The 20,810-nt window shown below is 69.9% G+C and carries 20 protein-coding genes; 15 read left to right on the forward strand and 5 right to left on the reverse strand.

The annotated features are described in order from the left end of the window. Nucleotides 1–50 precede the first annotated feature (50 nt). Both ASC70_RS05595 and pgsA read right to left on the reverse strand, forming a co-directional pair. On the reverse strand, nt 51–1,832 hold the full coding sequence (locus ASC70_RS05595; protein WP_056047293.1) for an SLC13 family permease: 1,782 nt from the start codon (nt 1,830–1,832) through the stop codon (nt 51–53). A gap of 193 nt (nt 1,833–2,025) precedes the next feature. After that, complete coding sequence (pgsA, locus tag ASC70_RS05600) at nt 2,026–2,643, reverse strand: CDP-diacylglycerol--glycerol-3-phosphate 3-phosphatidyltransferase (protein ID WP_056047297.1); 618 nt, start codon at nt 2,641–2,643, stop codon at nt 2,026–2,028. A 149-nt stretch (nt 2,644–2,792) separates the two neighbouring features. On the opposite strand from pgsA, the gene ASC70_RS05605 reads away from it, so the two are divergent. The 3 genes from ASC70_RS05605 to ASC70_RS05615 all read left to right on the forward strand — a co-directional run bounded on the left by ASC70_RS05605 (nt 2,793) and on the right by ASC70_RS05615 (nt 6,023). Beyond that, a complete protein-coding gene (locus ASC70_RS05605; RefSeq protein ID WP_056047300.1) occupies nt 2,793–4,463 on the forward strand; it encodes a sensor histidine kinase in 1,671 nt (556 codons plus the stop codon). Continuing rightward, nucleotides 4,463–5,359, forward strand: a complete 897-nt coding sequence (locus ASC70_RS05610; protein ID WP_056047303.1) for a kinase — start codon at nt 4,463–4,465, stop codon at nt 5,357–5,359. The genes ASC70_RS05605 and ASC70_RS05610 overlap by 1 nt, the downstream gene beginning before the upstream one ends. A 211-nt stretch (nt 5,360–5,570) precedes the next feature. Further along, entirely contained in the window at nt 5,571–6,023 is a 453-nt protein-coding gene (locus tag ASC70_RS05615; RefSeq protein WP_056047306.1) for a hypothetical protein, read from the forward strand. Here the strand turns inward: ASC70_RS05615 and ASC70_RS05620 are convergent. Both ASC70_RS05620 and ASC70_RS05625 read right to left on the reverse strand, forming a co-directional pair. Beyond that, nucleotides 6,005–7,432, reverse strand: a complete 1,428-nt coding sequence (locus ASC70_RS05620) for a hypothetical protein (RefSeq protein ID WP_056047310.1) — start codon at nt 7,430–7,432, stop codon at nt 6,005–6,007. The two genes, ASC70_RS05615 and ASC70_RS05620, sit on opposite strands and share 19 nt — an antisense overlap. 97 nt (nt 7,433–7,529) lie before the next feature. Next, nucleotides 7,530–8,321: a type VI secretion system-associated protein TagO gene (locus ASC70_RS05625; protein ID WP_056047313.1), complete on the reverse strand. Its 792-nt coding sequence runs from the start codon at nt 8,319–8,321 to the stop codon at nt 7,530–7,532. 220 nt (nt 8,322–8,541) lie between these two features. Between ASC70_RS05625 and ASC70_RS05630 the strand changes: the two genes are divergently transcribed. From ASC70_RS05630 to ASC70_RS05680, 12 genes are all read left to right on the forward strand, one after another. Then, nucleotides 8,542–9,669 (forward strand): HPP family protein, encoded by a 1,128-nt coding sequence (locus tag ASC70_RS05630; RefSeq protein WP_056047316.1) that lies wholly within the window; start codon nt 8,542–8,544, stop codon nt 9,667–9,669. 92 nt (nt 9,670–9,761) lie between these two features. Then, entirely contained in the window at nt 9,762–10,424 is a 663-nt protein-coding gene (locus ASC70_RS05635) for a glutathione S-transferase family protein (RefSeq protein WP_056047319.1), read from the forward strand. 80 nt (nt 10,425–10,504) lie between these two features. Continuing rightward, nucleotides 10,505–10,930: a VOC family protein gene (locus ASC70_RS05640; protein WP_056047322.1), complete on the forward strand. Its 426-nt coding sequence runs from the start codon at nt 10,505–10,507 to the stop codon at nt 10,928–10,930. 68 nt (nt 10,931–10,998) lie between these two features. Beyond that, nucleotides 10,999–12,000 (forward strand): transferrin-binding protein-like solute binding protein, encoded by a 1,002-nt coding sequence (locus tag ASC70_RS05645; protein ID WP_056047324.1) that lies wholly within the window; start codon nt 10,999–11,001, stop codon nt 11,998–12,000. After that, the gene (locus ASC70_RS05650) at nt 11,997–13,328 is read left to right on the forward strand and encodes a surface lipoprotein assembly modifier (protein WP_056047326.1); all 1,332 of its coding nucleotides are present in this window, start codon (nt 11,997–11,999) and stop codon (nt 13,326–13,328) included. Before ASC70_RS05645 ends, ASC70_RS05650 begins: the two co-directional genes overlap by 4 nt. 131 nt (nt 13,329–13,459) lie before the next feature. Then, complete coding sequence (greA, locus tag ASC70_RS05655; RefSeq protein WP_056047328.1) at nt 13,460–13,933, forward strand: transcription elongation factor GreA; 474 nt, start codon at nt 13,460–13,462, stop codon at nt 13,931–13,933. A gap of 153 nt (nt 13,934–14,086) precedes the next feature. Beyond that, nucleotides 14,087–15,178 carry a mitochondrial fission ELM1 family protein gene (locus ASC70_RS05660; RefSeq protein ID WP_369815097.1) on the forward strand — a complete coding sequence of 364 codons (1,092 nt, stop codon included), beginning with the start codon at nt 14,087–14,089 and terminating at the stop codon, nt 15,176–15,178. 273 nt (nt 15,179–15,451) lie between these two features. Continuing rightward, the gene (locus ASC70_RS25465) at nt 15,452–15,547 is read left to right on the forward strand and encodes a hypothetical protein (RefSeq protein WP_235519293.1); all 96 of its coding nucleotides are present in this window, start codon (nt 15,452–15,454) and stop codon (nt 15,545–15,547) included. Continuing rightward, a complete protein-coding gene (locus ASC70_RS05665; protein WP_056048460.1) occupies nt 15,544–16,257 on the forward strand; it encodes a cytidylyltransferase domain-containing protein in 714 nt (237 codons plus the stop codon). The genes ASC70_RS25465 and ASC70_RS05665 overlap by 4 nt, the downstream gene beginning before the upstream one ends. Further along, a complete protein-coding gene (pseG, locus tag ASC70_RS05670; protein ID WP_056047331.1) occupies nt 16,254–17,234 on the forward strand; it encodes a UDP-2,4-diacetamido-2,4,6-trideoxy-beta-L-altropyranose hydrolase in 981 nt (326 codons plus the stop codon). The genes ASC70_RS05665 and pseG overlap by 4 nt, the downstream gene beginning before the upstream one ends. Nucleotides 17,235–17,519: 285 nt before the next feature. Next, nucleotides 17,520–18,380, forward strand: a complete 861-nt coding sequence (locus tag ASC70_RS05675) for an SDR family NAD(P)-dependent oxidoreductase (protein ID WP_056047334.1) — start codon at nt 17,520–17,522, stop codon at nt 18,378–18,380. Between the two features lie 63 nt (nt 18,381–18,443). After that, the gene (locus ASC70_RS05680; RefSeq protein ID WP_056047336.1) at nt 18,444–19,643 is read left to right on the forward strand and encodes a DUF418 domain-containing protein; all 1,200 of its coding nucleotides are present in this window, start codon (nt 18,444–18,446) and stop codon (nt 19,641–19,643) included. Here the strand turns inward: ASC70_RS05680 and pseI are convergent. Continuing rightward, nucleotides 19,640–20,692, reverse strand: coding sequence for a pseudaminic acid synthase (pseI, locus tag ASC70_RS05685; protein ID WP_056047340.1), 1,053 nt, complete (start codon nt 20,690–20,692; stop codon nt 19,640–19,642). The two genes, ASC70_RS05680 and pseI, sit on opposite strands and share 4 nt — an antisense overlap. Nucleotides 20,693–20,810: the final 118 nt, after the last annotated feature.

Here is a 20,810-nt window from a genome sequence, read left to right on the forward strand (position 1 = left end):
CTCCACCGGCGTTCGGCGGTCCCCCTCCCCCAGAGGGGGAGGAAGGTTCCTCACCCCCCGAACGGCCACACCCAGGCGATCAGCCAGGGCGCGACCAGCAGGATCAGCGCGCTGAGCGGCGCGCCCAGGCGGGCGTAGTCGCCGAACCGGTAGCCGCCCGGCCCCAGCACCAGGGTGTTGCACTGGTGGCCGACGGGCGTGAGGAAGTCGCAGCCCGCGCCCACCGCCACGGCCATCAGGAACGGGTCAGGGGATAGCCCCAGCCTTTGCGCCACGCCCATGCCGATCGGGGCGGCGATCAGCACGGTGGCGGCGTTGTTCAGGAACGGCGTGGCGGCCATGGCCACGGCCATCATCGCCGTCAGGGTGGCGATCGGCGGCAGGCCGTGGAACGCCCCCGACAGCCAGCCGGCGATCAGGTCGGCGCCGCCGGTCTTCTGCACCGTGTCGCTGACCGGGATCAGCGCCGCGACCAGCACCAGCACCGGCGCTTCCAGGGCGGCGTAGGCCTCGCGCATCCGCAGGGCGCCGCTGGCCACCACCAGCACCGCCGCGCCGAAGAAGCCCGCCGCCACCGGGATGACGCCAGTCGCGACCAGGGCCATGGCCGCCGCCAGGATCACCACCGGCAGCGCCGCGTGGCGCACCCCGCCCAGCCGCACCTCGCGCTCGGCCAGCGGCAGAAGGCCTAAGGCCTGCAAAGCGCCGGGCAGCGACTGCTCGGCCCCCTGCAGCACGACGATGTCGCCGGCCCGCAGGCGGATGGTGGCCAGGCGGCCGCCCAGCCGGTGGCCGCGGCGGCTGACCCCCAGCAGGTTGACGCCGTGGGTGTCGTTCAGGGTGACGCTGCGGGCCGACTGGCCGATCAGGTCGCTCTCGCCGCCGATCACCGCCTCGACCACCCGCACCTCGTCGGTCGGCTCGTTCATGACGACGGGCCGGTCGGCGTCGCGAAGCCGCAGCTTGGCCGTGACGATCAGCTGGTTCAGCTCCTGTTGCTCGCCCTCCAGCAGCAGGACGTCGCCGGGCTGGATCTTGAGATTGGCGTGCGGCGTCTCGATCCGTCGGCGGCCGCGCAGGATGGCCACCACCGCCACCGCGCCGTCGGCCGCCTTCTTCAACGCCCCGACCCGGCCCTGGTCGAAGCTCCAGTCCTCGGGGACCTCGACCTCGGTGACATAGGCGTTGGCGGCCAGGGCCGCGTCGACGTCGATCGCCGCTTGGCGCGACTTGGGCAACAGGCGGTAGGCGAAGCTCAGATAGGCGACGGCCAGCACGGTCAGGATTCCGCCGACCGGCAGGAAATCGAACATCTTGAACGGATGGCCCAAGGCCTCCTGACGCACCTCCGAGACGATGATGTTGGGCGAGGTGCCGACCAGCACGGCTAGGCCGCCGACCAGCGAACCGAACGCCATCGGCATCAGCAGGCGCCCGGGCGGCACGCCGGTGCGGCGGGCGATCTGCAGGGCGCTGGGCATCATCAGGGCCAGGGCCCCGACGTTCTTGGTGGCCATCGACAGCACCGCCGTCGTCCCGGCCAGGACGGGGACCTGGGTGCGCTCGTCCTTCAGCCGCGGCAGCAGCGGCGCCATCAGCAGATCGACGATCCCCGAGCGCGCCACGGCGGCGCTGAGCACCAGGGCGCTGGCGATGATGATGACGATGTCGTTGGCGAAACCCTCGAACGCGGCCTTCACCGGGATCAGCCCCATGGCCATGCCGACGGCCAGGGCGCCCAGCGCGATCAGGTCGTAACGCCAGCGCCCCCAGACGAACGCCACGATCGTCGCGGCGATCAAGCCGAAGGCGAGGCCTTGATGAAGCGTCACGTGGCGGGGTCCCCTCGAAGCTGCGCCTGGAGGGGAACGGGGCGGGGACGGGGAAGGTTCAAAAGTTGCTCCCCCGCGATGCGGGGGAGCTGTCGCGGAGCGACTGAGGGGGCTAACGCGGCATGGGCCCAGCTTGCCCCCTCCGGCCCTCCGGGCCACCTCCCCCGCAACGCGGGGGAGGAGCGGGAAGCCGCTACGTCAGCGCCTTGCGGGCCGCTTCCCAGTATTGCGCGCCGGTGATCAGGGTGACCAGGGTGGCCAGCCACAGCAGGCTGTGGGCGACGATCGTGAAGCCGCCCATCAGGCCGGGCTCCGGCGGCAGGTCGAAGGCGCCCCACGAGGCCAGGATAAGTTCGGCGCCGATGGCCACCAGCTGCAGGGTGGTCTTCCACTTGGCCAGCAGGGTCACCGGCAGCTTGACGCCCTTGCCGGCCCCGACCTCGCGCAGGGCGCTGACCGCGAATTCGCGGAACAGGATCAGGCCGGCCGGCAGCACGACCATGGCGTTGGGGCCCAGGGCCATCAGGCCCAGCAGGGCGCCGCAGACCAGGATCTTGTCGCCGATGGGATCGAGGATCGCGCCCCAGACGCTGACCGCGTCCAGCTTGCGGGCCAGCCAGCCGTCGAAGAAGTCTGTCACCGAGGCGACGACGAAGGCGTAGAAAGCCCATCGCTCCAGCCGCAGCTGGCTCTCCGCCGTCAGCTGATCGCTCAGCCACGGCACGGCGCCGGCGGCGGCGGCCAGGGCGACGAACATGAACAGCGCCATCGCGAGGCGCGAGCCGGTCAGGATGTTGGGCAGGTTCTTCATGGCCGTCTCATAACGCACAACTCGGCGACACGGCTACGGCCCTGCTTGTTAACCGCGTGCCCCGATTTTTGGGACGCGGGACGCGACTCGCTTCGCTATACAAGCTGGGAGAGCGACGGCGCTCTTGTCGCAGCGGGTGCGCCTAGCGCATGAAACGGCTCGGAGAGGGTGATTTCGGCGACCGTCGCCGCATCGGTTCGGTGCGCGGCCGGCTCGTCCTCCTGACCGTCAGCCTGCTGGCGCCCGCCCTGATCTCGATGGGCTTCCTGCTGGCCGGGGCCGACCGGGAGTCGCGCGGGCAGCTCTACCAGCAACTGGTCACCACCGCCCGGGCCCTGTCCGGCGCCGTCGACCGCCAGGCCGCCACCGGCATCTCGGTCGCCGAGACCCTGGCCACCGACCAGGCGCTGATCAACGGCGACTGGGCCGGCTTCCATGCCCGCGCCAAGCGCGTCACCGAGCGGCGGGCCGGCTGGATCGTGGTCGCCGACGCCGACGGCCAGCAGGTCGTCAACACCCTGAAGCCCTACGGCGCGCCCCTGCCCCGCATCAAGCGGCCGGCCTCCGAGGCCAGCGCCTATTCGGCGGGCCGCAGCAAGGTCTCGGACCTGATCGCCGGTCCCGTGGCCCGCAAGCCGGTGATCACCGTCGGCACGCCGATCATGGTCAAGGGCAGGATGTATGTCCTGTCCTACGTAGTGGAGTCGGCCTCGTTCACCTCGGTGTTCCGCCAGCAGCGCGTGCCCGACCGCTGGGTCGCCACCCTGCTGGACAACAATCGCCACGTGATCGCCCGCTCGCGGCTGAACGAGAAGTTCACCGGCGCCCTGGCGTCGGGAGACATGGCGGAGAACCTCCGCCACTCGACCGAGGGGGTGAACAAGAGCGTGTCGCTCGAAGGCGTGCCGACCATGGTCGCCTATACCCGCTCGCCCCAGACCGGCTGGACCCTGGTGGTGTCGATCCCGCGCGAGGAGCTGGCCAGCACGGTCAACCGCTCGGTCGCCCTGGGCAGCGGCGTCTTCCTGCTGCTGCTGATCATCGGCATCGGCCTGTCGCTGCTCTACGCCCGGCGCATCAATGACGAGATGCGCCAGCTGGTGCTAGACGCCGACGCGATCGGCCGCGGCGAGACCCTGCCGCCGGCCAATCCCGACGCCCTGGAAGAGATCGCCGCCGTCCACGCCGCCCTGCGCGCCGCCTCCCGCGAGCTGAAGGCCCGCGAGGAGCGCCAGGGGGTGATGATCAACGAGCTGAACCACCGGGTGAAGAACACCCTGGCCACCGTCCAGGCCCTGGCCCGCCAGACCTTCGCCAAGGTGAAGGGCGCGCCGGTCGAGGTGTTCACCGATCGGCTGATCGCCCTGTCGGGGGCCCACGATCTGTTGACCCGCACCGGCTGGCGCGAGGCCGAGATGGCCGCCTTGGTCGAGGCCAGCCTGGGAGCGCATGTCGACCGCGTCATCCGCGCCGGCCCCGACGTGGCCCTGGCCCCGCATACGGCCGTGGGCCTGTCGATGGTGTTCCACGAGCTGGCCACCAACAGCGCCAAGTACGGCGCCCTGTCGTCGCCGGAGGGCCGCGTCGAGGTGTTCTGGCGCGTCGATCCTGTGACCGACAAGCTGGCCTTCACCTGGCGCGACATCGGCGGCCCGCCGGTGACCCCGCCCAAGACCCCCGGCTTCGGCACCCGCCTGATCGAGAGCTCGATCCGCCGCGAACAGAAGGGCCAGGCGCGGTTCGACTTCCGCCCCGACGGCCTGGTCTTCGAGGCCAGCCTGCCGCTGCCCGAGGCGGTCCGCTGGAGCAACGCCTTCTGATGGCCGACGAAGCCGCTTTGGTCGCGGCCTTCGTGCGCGACGAGCGGTTGCCCCCGGCCTTCGCCGACCTCGCCGCCCGCCTGCACCGGCCGCTGGCCGCGCGGATCGCCGACTGGACGGCGGGACGCCAGACGCCGCTGGTGGTCGGGATCTGCGGGCCGCAGGGCTCGGGCAAGTCGACCCTGACCGCCCTGGTCGCCTGGCTGCTGGAGGCGCGCGGCCTCAAGACCGCCGTCCTGTCGATCGACGACCTCTACCTCCCCCGGCCCGAGCGCCTGCGGCTGGCGGACGAGGTCCATCCGCTGCTGGCCACGCGTGGCGTTCCGGGAACCCACGACCCCGCCCTGGGCCTGGCCGTGCTGGACGCCCTGGCGCGGCCGGAGACCACCGCCCTGCCCCGCTTCGACAAGGCGCAGGACGACCGCGCGCCAATGGCCGACTGGCGGGTTTTCGAGGGGCCCGCCCAGGTAGTCCTGCTCGAGGGCTGGTGCGTCGGCGCTCGGCCCCAGCCGGAGGAGGCCCTGGCGGAGCCGGTCAACGCCCTGGAGCGCGACGAGGACCCCGACGGCGCCTGGCGCGGCTTCGCCAACGCGGCCCTGGCCGGATCGTACGCGGCCCTCTTCGCCCGGCTCGATCGCCTGGTGCTGATGACCGCTCCGGATTTCGCCGTGGTCCGCCAGTGGCGCGGCGAGCAGGAGGCGCGCCTGCGCGAACGCCTGGCCGCCCAGGGCCACGACCCGGCCCTGGGCATGGACGAGCCCGCCCTCGACCGCTTCGTCGCCCACTACGAGCGCCTGACCCGCTGGATCGCCGACGACCTGCCCTCGGTCGCCGACGTGACCGTACGACTGGACGCGGAGCGCCGGCCGGCGGAAAGCCTGGCGCTCAACGCATAAATCCCTTCCAACACTTGCCTTCCTCGCCCTCGTGGCGAGGACCCATGGCGCGGCCGGGCTCGACGATGGCCAGCGGGCGCCGTCAGCGTGGGCGCACAACTGACGAGCACCGCGTCAGTTGAACGCTGGGCCCTAGGCACAAGGCCTAGGGAGGCGAGGATTGGGAGTGGCGGAGCTAGCCACGACGAACGCCGATCCCTAAATGGCGGGGATGACCGCCGAACCTTCACCGTACACCAACGACGACATCGCCGCCCTGGCCGAGCGCCTGCTGGATCGCACCCTGCCCAAGGAGCAGTGGACCCACGCCGCCCACCTGACGGCCACCCTGCGCCTGGTCCGCACGCGCGACACGGGGCTGGAGCGCGACCTGCCGGGGATCATCCGCGCCTACAACGTCTCGGTCGGCGGGGTGAACGACGACCAGGGTGGCTATCACGAGACCATCACCCAAGCCTATCTGGCCGCCATCCGCGCCTTCGTGGCCGGCCTGCCGGACGAGACCGCCGACGCCGAGGCCGCGGCCCGGCTGCTGGCCACCCCGATGGGCGACAAGGCCTGGCCGCTGACCCACTGGTCGCGCGAACGGCTGTTCTCGGTGGACGCGCGGCGCGGCTGGGTGGATCCGGACCTGAAGCCCCTGGATCATCCGCCGGGCGAGTAGGGCCCGACGCGCGCGTGCACGACCGCCTGGCGATCGACGTGGATCCTGCGCCAGGCCGGATTGGCGTCCAGGGCCGCGACGGCCGGGTCATCCGGCGTGAAGATCGTCCAGGCGACGCGATGATCGCGGGCCAGCTTTTCCAGCGCGGCGGGATCGGGGCTGACGGCGGCGAAATAGGCGGCGCTGAACGCGTCGCCGTACATGTCGGCGCGGCCGTCGATGAACGGCCGCACGCCCTTGTAGATCAGGTAGCCACCAAGGCCGTAGCCGTTCAGGACCGGCCTGGCCTTCAGGTCCGCCGGCACGCTGTCCAGCGCCGTGACGGGGCTGTTGAGGCCGTCGCCCCGCTGCAGCGGCAGGGCCAGGCGCAGGCCGGCCAGGGCGAGGCAGGCGACGCCGAAGCCGACCAGCCAGGCGCGGGGCGTCCGGTCCGTCCGCACGTCGTGTCCCAGCGCCTCGGCCAGCGGCCGCGCCAGCAGCAGCGGCGCGATCGCCACCAGCACCAGCTGGTGGCGGACGTGCTGCAAGGCCATGAACAGCAGGGCCAGCAGCAGCAGCAGCCGGATCGGCGGGACCTTCACGCCTCGACCCAGGCAGACGAACAGGGTCGCCAGCAGCGCGGCCATGAAGGGCGTCACGTGCGAGAAGTCCTGGGCTCGCCACTCCGTGATCTGCGGCAGCACGGTCATGGTCATCAGCTGGAACGGAAACAGCAGCGCTTGCGGCCCGTGCGGCGTGACCACCGCGCAGGCCAGGCTGGCCAAGCCGAACAGGCCCCAGTCGCGCAGGACCTTCATCCGCTCGGCGCCCGGCGCGGCCAGGGCTTCCAGCCCGAAGGCGCCGGCGACCACGAAGCCGAACACATAGCTGCCGTGCAGATTGGCCCACAGCGTCATCAGCAGGGCGAAGGCTAGGCGCGGCGGCCGGTTCTCGTCGCGCGCCGCCAGCATCTCCAGGGTCCAGGCCAGCAGCAGCGGCAGCATGAACAGGTGCGGCCGGACCAGCAGGCTGCCGCCCATGCAGGCCAGGGACAGGGTCGCCGTCACGATCAAGGTCAGGCCGCCCAGGTCGCGCGCCAGCCGTCGGGCCAGCATCCAGGCCGAACCGCCGGCGACGGCGGCGAACAGGATGACCACGCCGCTCCACCCGGCGACGCGGGCGGCCAGGGCCATCAGCGCCTCGGACAGCCACTCGTGCGCCACCCAGGGATGGCCGGCCATGGAATAGGAGAAGACGTCATGGTCGGGGACGCGGCCGTGGGCCAGGATCCACGCGCCGGTGGCCATGTGCCACCAGGTGTCGCCGTCGTTGAGCGCCTGGGGCGCGAACAGCATCACGGCCGCCATCGCCAGCGCCGCCGCTAGCGGCGTCGCCACGCGGGCGAGCGCGGTCTCGGGCTGTTGGGTCACGGCGGCCTCCCCTTCGCGAAAAGGGCTAAACCCAAGGCCTGAACAGACCGTTGTCTCGGCCGCTCGCCGGCCAGCAGCTCCGCCGCGTCGGCTGAGGCTACAGCTTCCAGCCGCATCCCTCCGCCAGCGACTTGACGGCCACGTCGATGCCCTTGAGCGGAAACACCGCGGTCACGGGATTCTCGTTGTAGGGCGTCGTCTGGAGCACCAGCCGATCGGCCTTGGCCATCCGCTTGATCAGCTCAACGGGTGAGCCTGGCGTGAAGGTGGCGTTGCTGTCCGTCGAGACGCCCCATCGTTGCGTGGCGGCCGGGGCCGCGCCAACGCGCACCGTCACCCTTTTCCACTCGGCGTAGACGTCATGGCTGTCATCGCCGAGGTAGTCATTCCAATTGACGTAAAGTTCCGTCTTGTTCGACTGACAACGGATCGTCAGCACCACGGGATCACCTGTGCTCGAGGTTCCCTCGCTCGCGGTCAGGCTGGCTAAACGGGTCTTGCTGTCGTCGACGGGGTTGACGGTCTCGTGCGTTGTCCACGCGCCCAGCGCGGCATTGGCGCCGGTCGCGCCCGAACGATCATCGATACCCTCGGCGAACTTACCGTAGCAGCGCTTCAGCACCTTGCCGAAATCCGAGCTGCCGACGAAAGTCACGCTTACGCCATCGTAGAAGAACGGCTCATACCCCGTGTACGCCCCCATTCTGTTCTTGGCGTTGACCTCTCCCTTGTAGATCGAAGTCTCGTTAGGGCACCGCTGAACGTCGCGAAACTGGGCGGAGACACCGTCCATGAGGTCGCGCTTGACAGCTTCTTCGACCTTGTTCTCACACCCGGTCAAGCCAAGGGCCGCGACGCACAGGGCCGCGAGCTGACGACGTGATTTCATTCCCCCTCCGAGCCGCGTCGGGCGGCGGTATTAATTTCCGCAGGCCCGCGACCAACTAGAACGTGCACCCAAAACCAGCATGTCGAGAAACGGTAGCCCTCGCAATATGGAACGGTCGCTCCGCCTCCCCGCGCTCACGGTCACGCCGGTGCTTTTCTTGAACCGCCTGTACAAAAAACGGAAAGACCAAGCGTCGCGCGCGGGCTAAGAGCGCGGTCCCATGACCGATCGCCTCCACGCCTTCCTGCGCGGCCCTCTCCTGCGCGGCAAAAGCCCCATCCGTCCGATCGACGCCCTGCGCGGCGGGGCCGGGGCCTTGCTGGGCCTGGTGTTCGCCGGAATCCTGGGACGCTTCGCGGTCTCTTCTTTTTCTGGGGGCGGCGGCGACTGGCTGCACCCGCTGCTGGTGGCGCCGATCGGGGCCTCGGCGGTGTTGGTGTTCGCCGTGCCGGCCAGTCCGCTGGCCCAGCCGCGCTCGGTGCTGGGCGGCAACATTGTCTCGGCCCTGGTCGGGATCACCGTGGCGATGCTGTTCCCGCAGCAGCCTCTGATCGCAGCGCCCCTGGCGGTCGGGACCGCGATCGGGATGATGATGCTGCTGGGCTGTCTGCATCCGCCCGGCGGCGCGGTGGCCCTGATCTGCGTGATCGGCGGGTCGGCCGTGACCAAGGCCGGCTATCTGTTCGCCTTCAGCCCGGTGGCGGTGGACTCTCTGCTGCTAGTCGGCGCGGGGATGCTGTGGGGCAAGGCGACCCGGCACTCGTATCCGCACCGCGCGCCCGCCGCCCTGGTCAGCCCGCACGGCACCAAGGACCCCGCTCCGGCCGCCCGCATCGGCTACAGCCCCGTCGACCTCGACCAGGCCCTGGCCCGCTACGGCGAACTGCTGGACGTCAGCCGCGAGGACCTGGACGCCCTGTTCCGCGAGGTCGAGCTGTCGGCCGCCGAACGCCTGCACAACCAGATCCGCTGTGGCGACGTGATGTCCAAGGACGTGATCAGCCTGCATCACGACCAATCGTCGGAAAGCGCCCTTGCCTACATGCGCGAGCATGAGCTGCGCGCCGCCCCCGTGGTCGACGCCGACGGCCGGGTCATCGGCATGGCCCGCCGCGCCGAGCTGCAGGCCAACCGCCGCCGCACGGTCGAGGCGGCGCTGGACCCGTTCGTCCACAAGGTCATGGAAAGCACCCCGATCGCGGCCCTGCTGCCGATCCTGTCCAGCGGCCACACCCACGAGGCCATGGTCGTCGACGGCGACCGCCGCCTGATCGGCGTGATCACCCAGACCGACCTGATCGCGGTCCTGTACCGCGCGCATATCGTCGAGGCGGTGGTTGCGGCCTAGGGTTCATCGGGCGATCCTCCACGCCAAGCCTTGCCGAACGCCGATCCGGCGACCATCGTTCGCGCGACAAAAGCAAAGCGGGAAGCGTCCGAATGATCGTCGTCCACCACCTCAACAACTCGCGCAGCCAGCGCGTCCTGTGGCTGTTGGAGGAGCTGGGCCTTCCCTACGAGATCAAGCCCTACCAGCGTGACGCCCAGACCATGCTGGCCCCGCCCGAGCTGCGGGCCATCCATCCGCTGGGCAAGTCACCGGTGGTGACCGACGGCGACAAGGTGATCGCCGAAACCGGCGCGATCGTCGAATACCTGCTGGAGACCTACGGCCAAGGCCGGCTGATCCCGGCCGCCGGGACGCCCGAGCGTCTGCGCTACACCTACTGGCTGCACTACGCCGAGGGTTCGGCCATGACGCCTCTGCTGCTGAAGCTGGTCTTCACCGCCCTGCCCGATCGCGCGCCCGGCCTGCTGAAGGGGCTGGTCAAGGCGATCGCCGCCAAGGCCCAGGCCGGCTTCGTCGACCCGCAGCTGAAGGCCCATGTCGACTACTGGGAGGCCGAGCTTGCCAAGTCCGAATGGTTCGCCGGCGACGCGATGACCGGGGCCGACATCATGATGAGCTTTCCGCTGGAAGCCGGCGCCGCCCGCGCCGGGGCGTCGAACCGGCCACACGTCAAAGCGTTCCTGGACAAGATCCACGCCCGCCCCGCCTTCCAGCGCGCCCTCGAGCGCGGCGGGCCTTATGCCTACGCATAGAGGCGCCTACGCCTGAACCCGCTGCTGCCAAAAACCGGCGCGAGCCGCGCTAGCGTCCGCCACCCCACAAGGAGGACCCCATGAAGATCGTCACCAGCCTCAGCTTCAAAGGCGAATGCCGCCAGGCCTTTGACTTCTACGCCCAGGTGCTGGGCGGCAAGGTCACCGCGGCCTTTCCGTTCGGCGAGGGCCCGCCCGACATGCCGGTCGATCCCCAGTACAAGGATTGGCTGATGCACGCCTGGCTGGACGTCGGCGACCAGTCGATCATGGGCGCGGACATGCCGCCCGAATTCGCCCCGAACATCGACAAGCCCAAGAACGGCTTCGACGTCACCTATCACACCGACGATCCGACCGAGGCCCGCCGGGTGTTCGACGCCCTGTCCGAGGGCGGCAAGGTCGGCATGGCCTTCGCCGAGACCTTCTGGTCGCCCGGCTATGGCAGCTTCACCGACAAGTTCGGCATTCCGTGGATGATCAACACGGTGCCGAAGCAGGGCTGAGGATCGATCCAAGAGTGGATTGCGGAAACGGCGGCGGTTTGCTAGCGCAACCTTAGGGGAGCCCTTTCATGCCGCTTACACGTCCGGTCGTTCTCGTCGCCGCCATGCTGGCCCTGTCCGCCTGCGCGGGCGGCGGCGGCGGGGGCCCGGGCCCCACGCCGCCGGTGGTCACGCCAACGCCGCCGCCGAAACCGCCCGCGCCTCCAGCCACGCCCTACGCCTCCAATTGCGCGACGACGCCGAACGCCGTCACCTGCTCGGGCGGCAGTCTGGGGACAGGCGCCTTCACGATCCAGCAGCTGCAGGCGGACCAGGGCGGTTTCGCGTTTGACTACATCAGTCTCGACAACCGCAAGACCACCCGGACCGACGATGACCTGTACGTCCTCGCCAATACGCGCGGGGCGGGGGTGATCTATCGCTACTACGAGACTCCGACGACCAAGATCGACGGACTGGGCCGGATCCGCGTCGGCGCGAACTACGGCCGCGACGGGGTGACCGGCGCGCAACTGCCGGGCGACGGCACCACCCTCACGCTCTACGACATCGCCAACGTGCTGCAAGGCGGCCTGGACTACGTCCAGCTGGGCAGCCTTTCGTCGGCCGGCGGGACTGGCGCGCCCTCGTACTTCGCCATGGGCCAGGGCTTCCTGCAGCCGACGCTGCCGGCCACCGGCACGGCCAAGTTCGACGGCGGCGCGCGCGGATCCTATGTCACCGGCGCCGGGGTGGTCTATTCGACCGCCAGCGACATCACCCTGACCGCCGACTTCGCCAAGGCCTCGGTGGCGGGCTCGGCGTCGAACTTCTACGTCATGGACTCCACGGGCGCCGCCTTCGCGCCCAAGGACCTGAACTTCAGCTTCTCCGGCGCGATCGAGACCAACCGCGTGTACGGCCCCCGCTTCGACGGAACGGCCACCGGGACGAATGCGACGGGGACGGTCAGCGGCGCCTTCTATGGCGAACGGGGCGGGCCGCCGGTCGAGGTCGGCATGGGCTACAAACTGACCGACACCGCCGGCGGCGTGCTGGCGGGCGTAGGCGGCCTCAAGCGCAATCCGTGACATTCCCGCTCCGGCGGGCGGCGCTGCTGCTGTTTGCGTTCCTGATCCTGGCGCCCGCCGCCCGGGCCGGGCAGACCGAGGAACCACCGCTCGCGAGCGGTGAGGCGAACCGCGGCTTCGCCGACGCCCTGGTGCGTGACCTCCGGGCCGGGGACCACGCGGCCGCCCTGGCGCTGATCGAGGCTCGTCCCGACATCGCCGCCACGCCGGCCGGCGTGCGGCTGCGCGCCGAACTGCTGCTCAAGCTGGGCCGTCCGACCGAGGCGATCGCCTTGCTGGAAGCCCATCTCACCCAGGACGACACGGACGCCGTGGCCCGTTACCAGCTGGGAGAGATCCATTTCGCGGCCCGGCGCGACCGCGCCGCCGCCCTGGCCTACCGTTTGGCGTTGTCCGGCCAGCTGGACGCGCCCCGCCGCTCGATCGCCGCCGCGCGCCTGGCCGAGATCGAGACCCGTCGCGATCTGCGGCTGTCCTTTTCGGCTGCGGTCGCGCCCGACAGCAATATCAATGGCGCGACCAACGCCACCTCGGTGGAGCTGTTCGGCCTGCCGTTCACGCTCTCCGACGAGGCCCGGCGGCGCGGCGGCGTTTCGGCCAGCGTGGGCGCTTCGGCGGAGCGCCGCTGGCGCCTGTCCGGGCGCTACGCCATCAAAGGCGGCGCTTCGACCCTCGTGGTGGACGCGCCGGGCCGGACATTCGACCAGTCGCAGTGGGCTGTCCGCGCCGGACCGGAGCTGCGCCTGACCGACCAGGCTCGCCTGGATCTGGCGGCCACCTATCGGGACATCCGCTTTGGCGGCGCGGCTCTCGAGACCTGGAGCGGCGCCCAAGCCACGCTCGAGGCCTACGCCCGTCACGACCTGCGCTGGGACGCGCAAGCCCACCTGGACCATATCGACAGTCACCGCGGCCCGGGCCTCGACGGCTGGAGCTATGGCTTGCAGGTGGGACGGACCCGCTTCCTGGGCCCCAGCGCCCTGTGGCGCGCCAATGTCGCCATCGACGTCCACGACCTGGCCGAAGCCCAGGCCGGCTATCGCGAGGCGCGATTGTCGGCCGGTCGGCTGTTCGCCCTGCCCCTCTCCACCCTGGCCTATGTGGAGCCATACGCTCAGACCCGGCGCTTCGCCGACCGTTCGTCCCTGTTCGGCGTGCGGCGTGTCGATCGGGAATATGGGGCCTCGGCGCGGCTTTCCCGGCGGGATTGGCTCGTGCTTGGCGCGTTTCCGTTCGTACAGCTCTCGGCGTCGCGAGCGACGTCCAACATCGTCCTGGGCCGTTACGCCCGCCAACGGGTCGAGTTCGGTTTCACGCGCGATTTCTAGGGATCCCCTCACCCAAGGCCAGGCTCGCCCCCTTGCTTATCCGGAACTGGGCGCCTATCCTCCCAGCCCCCGGTAGCGTGCGCCCGCGACCGGAAGTCTTTCCTCCCAAGGCGTCCGAGCTAAAATCCGCAATGGAAAAAGTGCCGATGACCGTCGCGGGGTATCAAACCCTCGACGAAGAACTGAAGCGTTTGAAGACCATCGAACGACCGGCCGTGATCGCCGCGATCGCCGAGGCGCGCTCGCACGGCGACCTGTCGGAGAACGCCGAGTACCACGCCGCCAAGGAGCGTCAGGGCTGGATCGAAGGCCAGATCGCCGAGATCGAGGACCGGATCGCGCGCGCTCAGGTTATCGACGTGTCCAAACTGTCGGGCGCGCAGGTGAAGTTCGGCGCCACCGTCTCGGTGGTCGACGAGGACACCGAGGACGAGGCTCGCTACCAGATCGTGGGCGAGCACGAGGCCGACGTGAAATCGGGCCGGATCTCCGTGTCCTCGCCGCTGTCGCGCGCGATGATCGGCAAGGAGGTCGGCGAGGTGGTCGAGGTCAACACCCCCGGCGGCACCAAGGCCTACGAGATCCTCAAGGTGGAGTGGCTGTAAGGCGGTCTTCCGCCCCAGCTGCGCCATAAACACGGTTCAATGGAGCGAGGCCGCTTTTCGAGCGGCCTTGTTTCGTTTGCGTTGTCCGGGATCGACGACTTGGCCGAAGCTCCCAAACCTCCCCCGCCCAGCCTTCCGCTGAACGTGTGGGCCGTGTCCGACGGACGCGCCGGCATCGAGGCCCAGGTCGTGGGTCTGTCGGAGGCGATCGCGCGCCTGGTCCCCTGCGAGGTGACGGTCAAGCGCGTGGCCTGGAAGGGTCGCGTCGGGCGGCTGCCGTGGTGGCTGAACCTGCTGCCCAAGCGCTGGCTGACGCCCGAAAGCGGGATTGAAGGCGACTGGCCCGATCTGTGGATCGCCGCCGGCCGCGCCACCCTGCCCCTGTCGATCCGCGCCAAACGCTGGTCCGGCGGCAAGACCTATGTGGTCCAGATCCAGGACCCCCGCGTGCCGGCCACCATGTTCGACCTGGTGATCCCGCCCAAGCACGACCGCATGTCGGGCGACAACATCCTGGCCATCACCGGCTCGCCGCACCGGGTGACGCCGCAGCGGCTCGAGACCGAGTACGCGGCTTTCGCCGAGGTCATCGATCCCCTGCCCCGCCCACGCGTGGCGGTGCTGATCGGTGGCCGGTCCAAGGCCTTCGACCTGTCCAGCGAGCGCGCCGCCCAGATCGCCCATGCGATCCAGATCCCGCTGGAGCAGGAGGGCGGCTCGCTGCTGATGACCTTCTCGCGCCGCACGCCCGAGGCGGCCCGCGCCCTGATGACCGCGCGCCTGCGCCACCTGCCCGGCATGATCTGGAACGGTGAGGGCGCGAACCCCTACTTCGCCTTCCTGGCGGCCGCCGACTACATCCTGGTCACCGAGGACTCGACCAACATGGCCACCGAGGCGGCCTCGACCGGCAAGCCGGTGTTCGTGCTGAAGATGGACGGCTCCAGCCTGAAGTTCCGGATGTTCCACGAGGAGCTGGAGAGCCAGGGCGCGGCGCGCCCCTACGGCGGCGCCTTCCACGGCTGGACGTACGAACCGGTCAACGAGACCGACCGCGCGGCGCGAGAGGTGCTGGCGCGGATCGGGGTGGAGATCCCGGAGGCGGTGATCGAAGCGCCGGTGGTCGAGGCCGCGCCGAAACCGATCCGGAAGGCTCGCGCGAAGAAGGTTGAAGCGATCGAGGCGCTCGCCGACAAGCCCACGCCGAAGCCGAGAACGCCTCGCGCGGCCAAGCCGAAAGCCTGATTTTTCCGATTGCCGGCGTGCAAATGTTCGCATTATGTTCGCGTCATGATTGAGCCGCCAGCAGCGCCACCACCAGGCAAGGCTGCCCGCAACGAACAGCGGAAAGCCTTTGCCGCGACGTGCAACGCGGTCGCGATTTCCGTGTTGGTCTATGCAGTGTTTCAGCCGGTCATGTCAGGGCATGGGAGCTTGGTGAGCCTGGCCGGCGCCTCCCTAGCCTTCGTTGTGCTGCAGGCCGTTCTCCATTACATTTTGAAGCAAGTGGAGGACTGAATGGACTTTCTCCTTCGAGCCACCCTGCTCAGCCTCGTGTTCGCCGCCGCCGCGTACGGCGTGTTCTGGCTGTCCATGCGAAGCGACCGCCGCTGATCCTCGCCATTCTTCAGGCCCGCATGAGCTCCACCCGCCTGCCGGGCAAGGTGCTGATGCCGATCGTGCGGCAACCGATGATCGTGCGGCAGATCGAGCGCGTGGCCCGCGCCAAGCGCGTCGACAAGCTGGTGGTGGCCACCTCCGACCGCCCCGAGGACGACGCCATCGAGGCCGCCGTGCGCCGCGAGGGGATCACCGTGTTCCGGGGTTCGCTGGACGACGTCCAGCGGCGCTTCATCGGAGCCTTGGACGCCCACCCGGCCGAGCATGTGGTGCGGCTGACCGCCGACTGCCCGCTGGCCGATCCCGACCTGATCGATGCGACCCTCACGCTCTGTCTCTCGAAGGGCGCCGACTACGCCAGCAACACGCCCGAGGGCCACGCCCACCCCAAGGGCACGGACGTCGAGGTGATGACCGCCGCCGCCCTGCGTAGCGCCGCCGCCGACCCGACGCCGGAAGCCCGAGAGCACGTCACCTGGGACCTGAGACGCCGGCCCGACCGTTGGAAATGCGCCTGGCTGCCGTGCTTCCCTGACCAGGGCGCGGTGCGCTGGACCGTGGACCGGCCCGACGACTACGCCTTCGTGGCGAGCGTCTATGACGCTCTCTATCCGAAGAACCGGGCCTTCACCTCGGATGATGTGAGGGCCTTCGTGCGCGGCCGCCCCGACCTGGCCGACTACGGCGGTGATCGGCGCGCATGACCAAGATCCTGTTCATCTGCGCCGCGGGCGCCAGCGTCGGCGGCGGCCACGTGATGCGCTCCTTGACCTTGGCCCACGCCCTGGCCGAACGCGGCGCGGCCTGCGCGTTCAAGACGACGCTCGAGGTCGCCAAGGTCCTCGACGCCTTCGCCCCGGACATGGCCCGCGCAGACAGCGACGAGGGTTTCGACGCCGTGGTGTTCGACAGCTACGCCCTCGCCGCCGACGACCACCGCGCCCTCGCCAAGGGCCGTCCCGCCCTGGTCATCGACGACCTGGCCGACCGCCCGCTGGCCGCCGACCTGGTGCTGGACTCCGGTCCGGCGCGACGGGCGGAGGACTATGCTGGCCTGGTCGCGCCCGAGACGCGACTGCTGCTCGGCCCCGCCTACGCGCCCGTGCGGCCGGCCTTCGCGGCCCTGCGCGAGGACGCCCTGGGGCGACGGGCCGGAACGCCGCCCGTGCGGCGGATCCTGGTGTCGCTGGGCCTGACCGACGTCGGCGGGATCACCGGACGGGTGGCCGCCCTGCTGCGGCCGATCGTCGGCGACGTCGCCCTCGACCTGGTGGTGGGCGGCGGCGCGCCCAGCCTGCCGACGTTGTGGGCCTTGGCGGCCGAGGACCCGCGCCTGGAGCTTCACGTCGACACCCAGCATATGCCCGGCCTGCTGCTGGAGGCCGACCTGGCGATCGGGGCCGGCGGCTCCACGACCTGGGAGCGCTGCGTCCTGGCCCTGCCGACCCTGACCCTGATCCTGGCCAACAACCAGGTCGCCGCCGCCCGGGCGCTGGAAGCGGCGGGCGTGACACCATGCCTGGACGTCGCCGCGCCGGACTTCGACACCGCGTTCGGGAAGGCGGTCGAGGGCCTGCTGGCGGACGAGCGCCGGCGCGCGGCCCTGTCGGCGGCCAGCACGAAGGTCTGCGACGGCCTGGGAGCCGATCGCGCGGCGGACGCGTTCCTGGCCCTGGTCTAGGGCCAATCGACGTTCATCCAGGCAAATTCCACTGCCTTCCTGGGCCTTGTGCCCAGGACCCATGCTTGAGGCAGGTGTGGACTTTCTGGGTCCGCGCGGTGGAAGGGCCGTTAACTCAGCCTCAATTCCGTTGAAGCTGAACCCTGGGTCCTGGGCACAAGGCCCAGGAAGGCGGGTGAATTCAATTCGTGGCGAATGCCGACGGACACCAGCCCTCCCGTCGAAAGCTCTAGCGAACGCCGTTCACTTACCGCATCCTGGCCGCGAACAACGGGAGGGCGGAACATGGCGCGGGCGAAATCCGTGGTGGTCACGGGCGTGTCCACCGGCATCGGCTGGGGCGCGGTCAAGGTGCTCACCGCCCAGGGCTTCCACGTGTTCGGCAGCGTGCGCAAACAGGCCGACGCCGACCGCCTCTCGGCCGAGTTCGGCGCGGCGTTCACGCCGCTGCTGTTCGACGTCACCGACGAGGCCGCCGTCCGCGCGGGCGCCCGACAGGTCGAGGCGGCGCTGCAAGGCCAGACCCTGGCGGGCCTGGTCAACAACGCCGGGATCGCGGTGGCCGGACCGCTGCTCTACCTGTCGATCGACGACTGGCGCCAGCAGCTGGAGGTCAATCTGACCGGGGTGGTGATCGCCACCCAGGCCTTCGCGCCCCTGCTGGGGGCGGGCGGCGCGGCGGTGAAGGACCCGGGCCGGATCGTCAACATCTCCTCGGTCGGCGGCCGCAACGCCAACCCGTTCATGGCCCCCTACTGCACCACCAAGTTCGGGTTGGAGGGCCTGTCGGAATCCCTGCGCCGCGAGATGCTGCCGTTCGGGGTCGAGGTGGTGGTGGTCGCGCCGGGCGCGGTGGCCACGCCGATCTGGGACAAGGCCGACCAGATCGACACCGCCCGCTACGCCAACACCCCCTACGCCACCGCCCTCGACCGGCTGCGCGCCTACATGCTGCAGATCGGCAAGGCCGGCCTGCCGCCCGAGGCGATCGGCGAAGCGATCCACACCGCCCTGACCGCGCCGCGTCCCAAGGTCCGCTACGTCGTCTCGCCCTCGCCGATGCAGGTGCTGATGACCGAGATCCTGCCCAAACGAACCCTGGACCGGATCACCGGCAAGCGGCTGGGTCTGCTGCCGGAAGGGTAGATTTAGTGTTGTAATTCCACCCAAGCCAGCCCAGCATCGCCGGGGTTGGCCGAGGGGGAATCAATGCCGAAGGAACGGATCGTCCTGCTGGACGCGCTGCGGGGTCTGGCGACCCTGGGCATCCTGCTCTGCAACATCCCGCTGGCCTTCATGCCGGAGGGCGTCGCCGAGAGCGTGCCGTTGTGGCCGCTGGGCCAGTCGCCGGCCAGCCTGGCGGTCTGGTGGATCACCCAGGTGTTCTTCCAGCAGAAGTTCTACACCCTGTTCGGCATGCTGTTCGGAGCCTCGATCCTGCTGATCGGCGGCGAAGGCGGCGACCGTGCACGCACCACGATGATCACCAAGCGCCTGCTGGCCTTGCTGGTGATCGGCTTCCTGCACGGCCTGTTCCTCTGGCAGGGCGACGTCCTGTCCTACTACGCCCTGATCGGCCTGGTCGTGCTGCTGGCGCGGAGCTGGCCGCCGAAGTGGCTGCTGACGGCGGGGATCGTGCTGCACCTGGTCGTCAACGGGCGGAAGCTGTGGCGGTCGCTCGGCCGCGCCGCGACCTTCGACAAGCCGATGCCGCCGGAGATGCTGGCCCGCATCACCAAGGAAACCCGGGAGCAGACCGCCGCCTATTCCGGCGACTTCGCCAGCTCCCTGGCCCAGAACGCCCATGGCTACTGGGACTTCTTCGTCGGCTCGTGGAAATGGTTTCCGACCTGGCCGCTGATCGTGGTGGCCCTGATGCTGATGGGCATGGGCCTCTTCAAGATCGGCTGGCTGAAGGGTCAGGCCTCGCCAGCCGTGCACAAGGCCCTGGTGGCGATCGGCGCCTCGGCGATGGTGCTGGTCGCCGCCGTCGAGAGCCTCTACCTGGCGGTCCCCTCGCACCCGATGCTGCTGGGCGGTCTGGCCTATTGGATGCAGAGCATCACCGCTCCGGCCGTCAGCCTCGGCTATCTGGGCCTGCTGGCCCTGGCGGCGAACGCCAGGGTCTGGCGGGCGATCCCGGCCGTGCTGGCCCCCGTCGGCCAGATGGCCTTCACCAACTATCTGATGCAGTCGGTGATCATGACCGTGCTGTCCTACGGCGGCCGAGGTCCGGTGCTGTACGGAAAGCTGGACCGTCCGGCCTTGGCCGGGATCGTCGTCGTCACCTGGATCGTCCAGATCCTCTGGTCCCGCTGGTGGCTGAAGCGCTTCACCATGGGCCCGCTGGAATGGGTCTGGCGGCTGGCCTATCGCGGGCGGACGCCGCTGCGGATAGGCAAAGCCTAACCCACCATCGACCAGTCCAGCGGCTCGCCGCGCGCGATGTCGCGGGTGGCGGTCTTGCCCAGGACGTTGTCCAGCTCGGCGGGCGGCAGGCCGTTGCCGGGGCGGACCGAGCGGATGTTGGCGCGGGTCAGGGGCTGGCCGGCCTTGACGTCGGCGGTGACGTACAGCGAGCGGCGGAACAGCAAGGAGCCCTGCTCGGCGCCCAGCACGTCGTAATGCGCCGCGCCCAGGGCGGCCCAGGCGTTCTTCGTATCGTCGACCAGGGCCTTGAACTCGGTCGGCTCCAGGCTGAAGGCCGCGTCCGGACCGCCGTCGGCGCGGGCCAGGGTGAAGTGCTTCTCGACGCAGCAGGCCCCCAGGGTCACCGCCGCCACAGAGGCGGCCGTGCCCGGCGTGTGGTCCGACAGGCCGATCGGGCAGCCGAAGCGGGCGGCCATGTCCGGGACCGTGCGGACGTTCGCGTCGGCGAAGGTGGCCGGGTAGCTCGACACGCAGTGCAGCAACAGCACGCCCGCCGCGCCTGCGCCCAGTGCCGTGTCGAGGGCCGTCTGCATCTCCTGCAGATTGGCCATGCCCGTCGAGATGATCAGCGGCTTGCCCTTGGACGCGGCGTACTTGATCAGCGGCAGGTCGACGGCCTCGAACGAGGCGATCTTGAAGGCCGGGGCGCCCAGGCTGTCCAGCAGGTCGACGGCGGTCTCGTCGAACGGACTGGAGAAGATCGTCACGCCGCGCTGGCGGGCCCGCTCGAAGATGGCCGCGTGCCACTCGAACGGGGTCTGGGCCTCCTGGTAGAGCTCGTACAGGGTGCGCCCGTCCCACAGGCCGCCGTGGATCCTGAACTCCGGCCGGTCGACGTCCAGCGTGATGGTGTCGGCGGTGTAGGTCTGGATCTTGATGGCGTCGCAGCCGGTCTCGGCGGCGGCGTCGACCATCTGGAGGCAACGGTCCAGGCTGCCGTTGTGGTTGCCCGACAGCTCGCAGATCACATAGGGCGAGAAGTCAGCGCCGATCTTGCGGCCGGCGATGTCGATGAAGGGGGCGGACATGACGGAGGACCCGGAAACGTGGTTGCCGCCAGTTTAACCGATCAAAAGTGGATGAGGCGTCAATCGATCTGGGGGCGCCTTCGAGTAGCGCGGACGCGGAATCGCGCCTAGATATCCG

The organism is Caulobacter sp. Root343, from assembly GCF_001425745.1.
Classification (GTDB): domain Bacteria; phylum Pseudomonadota; class Alphaproteobacteria; order Caulobacterales; family Caulobacteraceae; genus Caulobacter.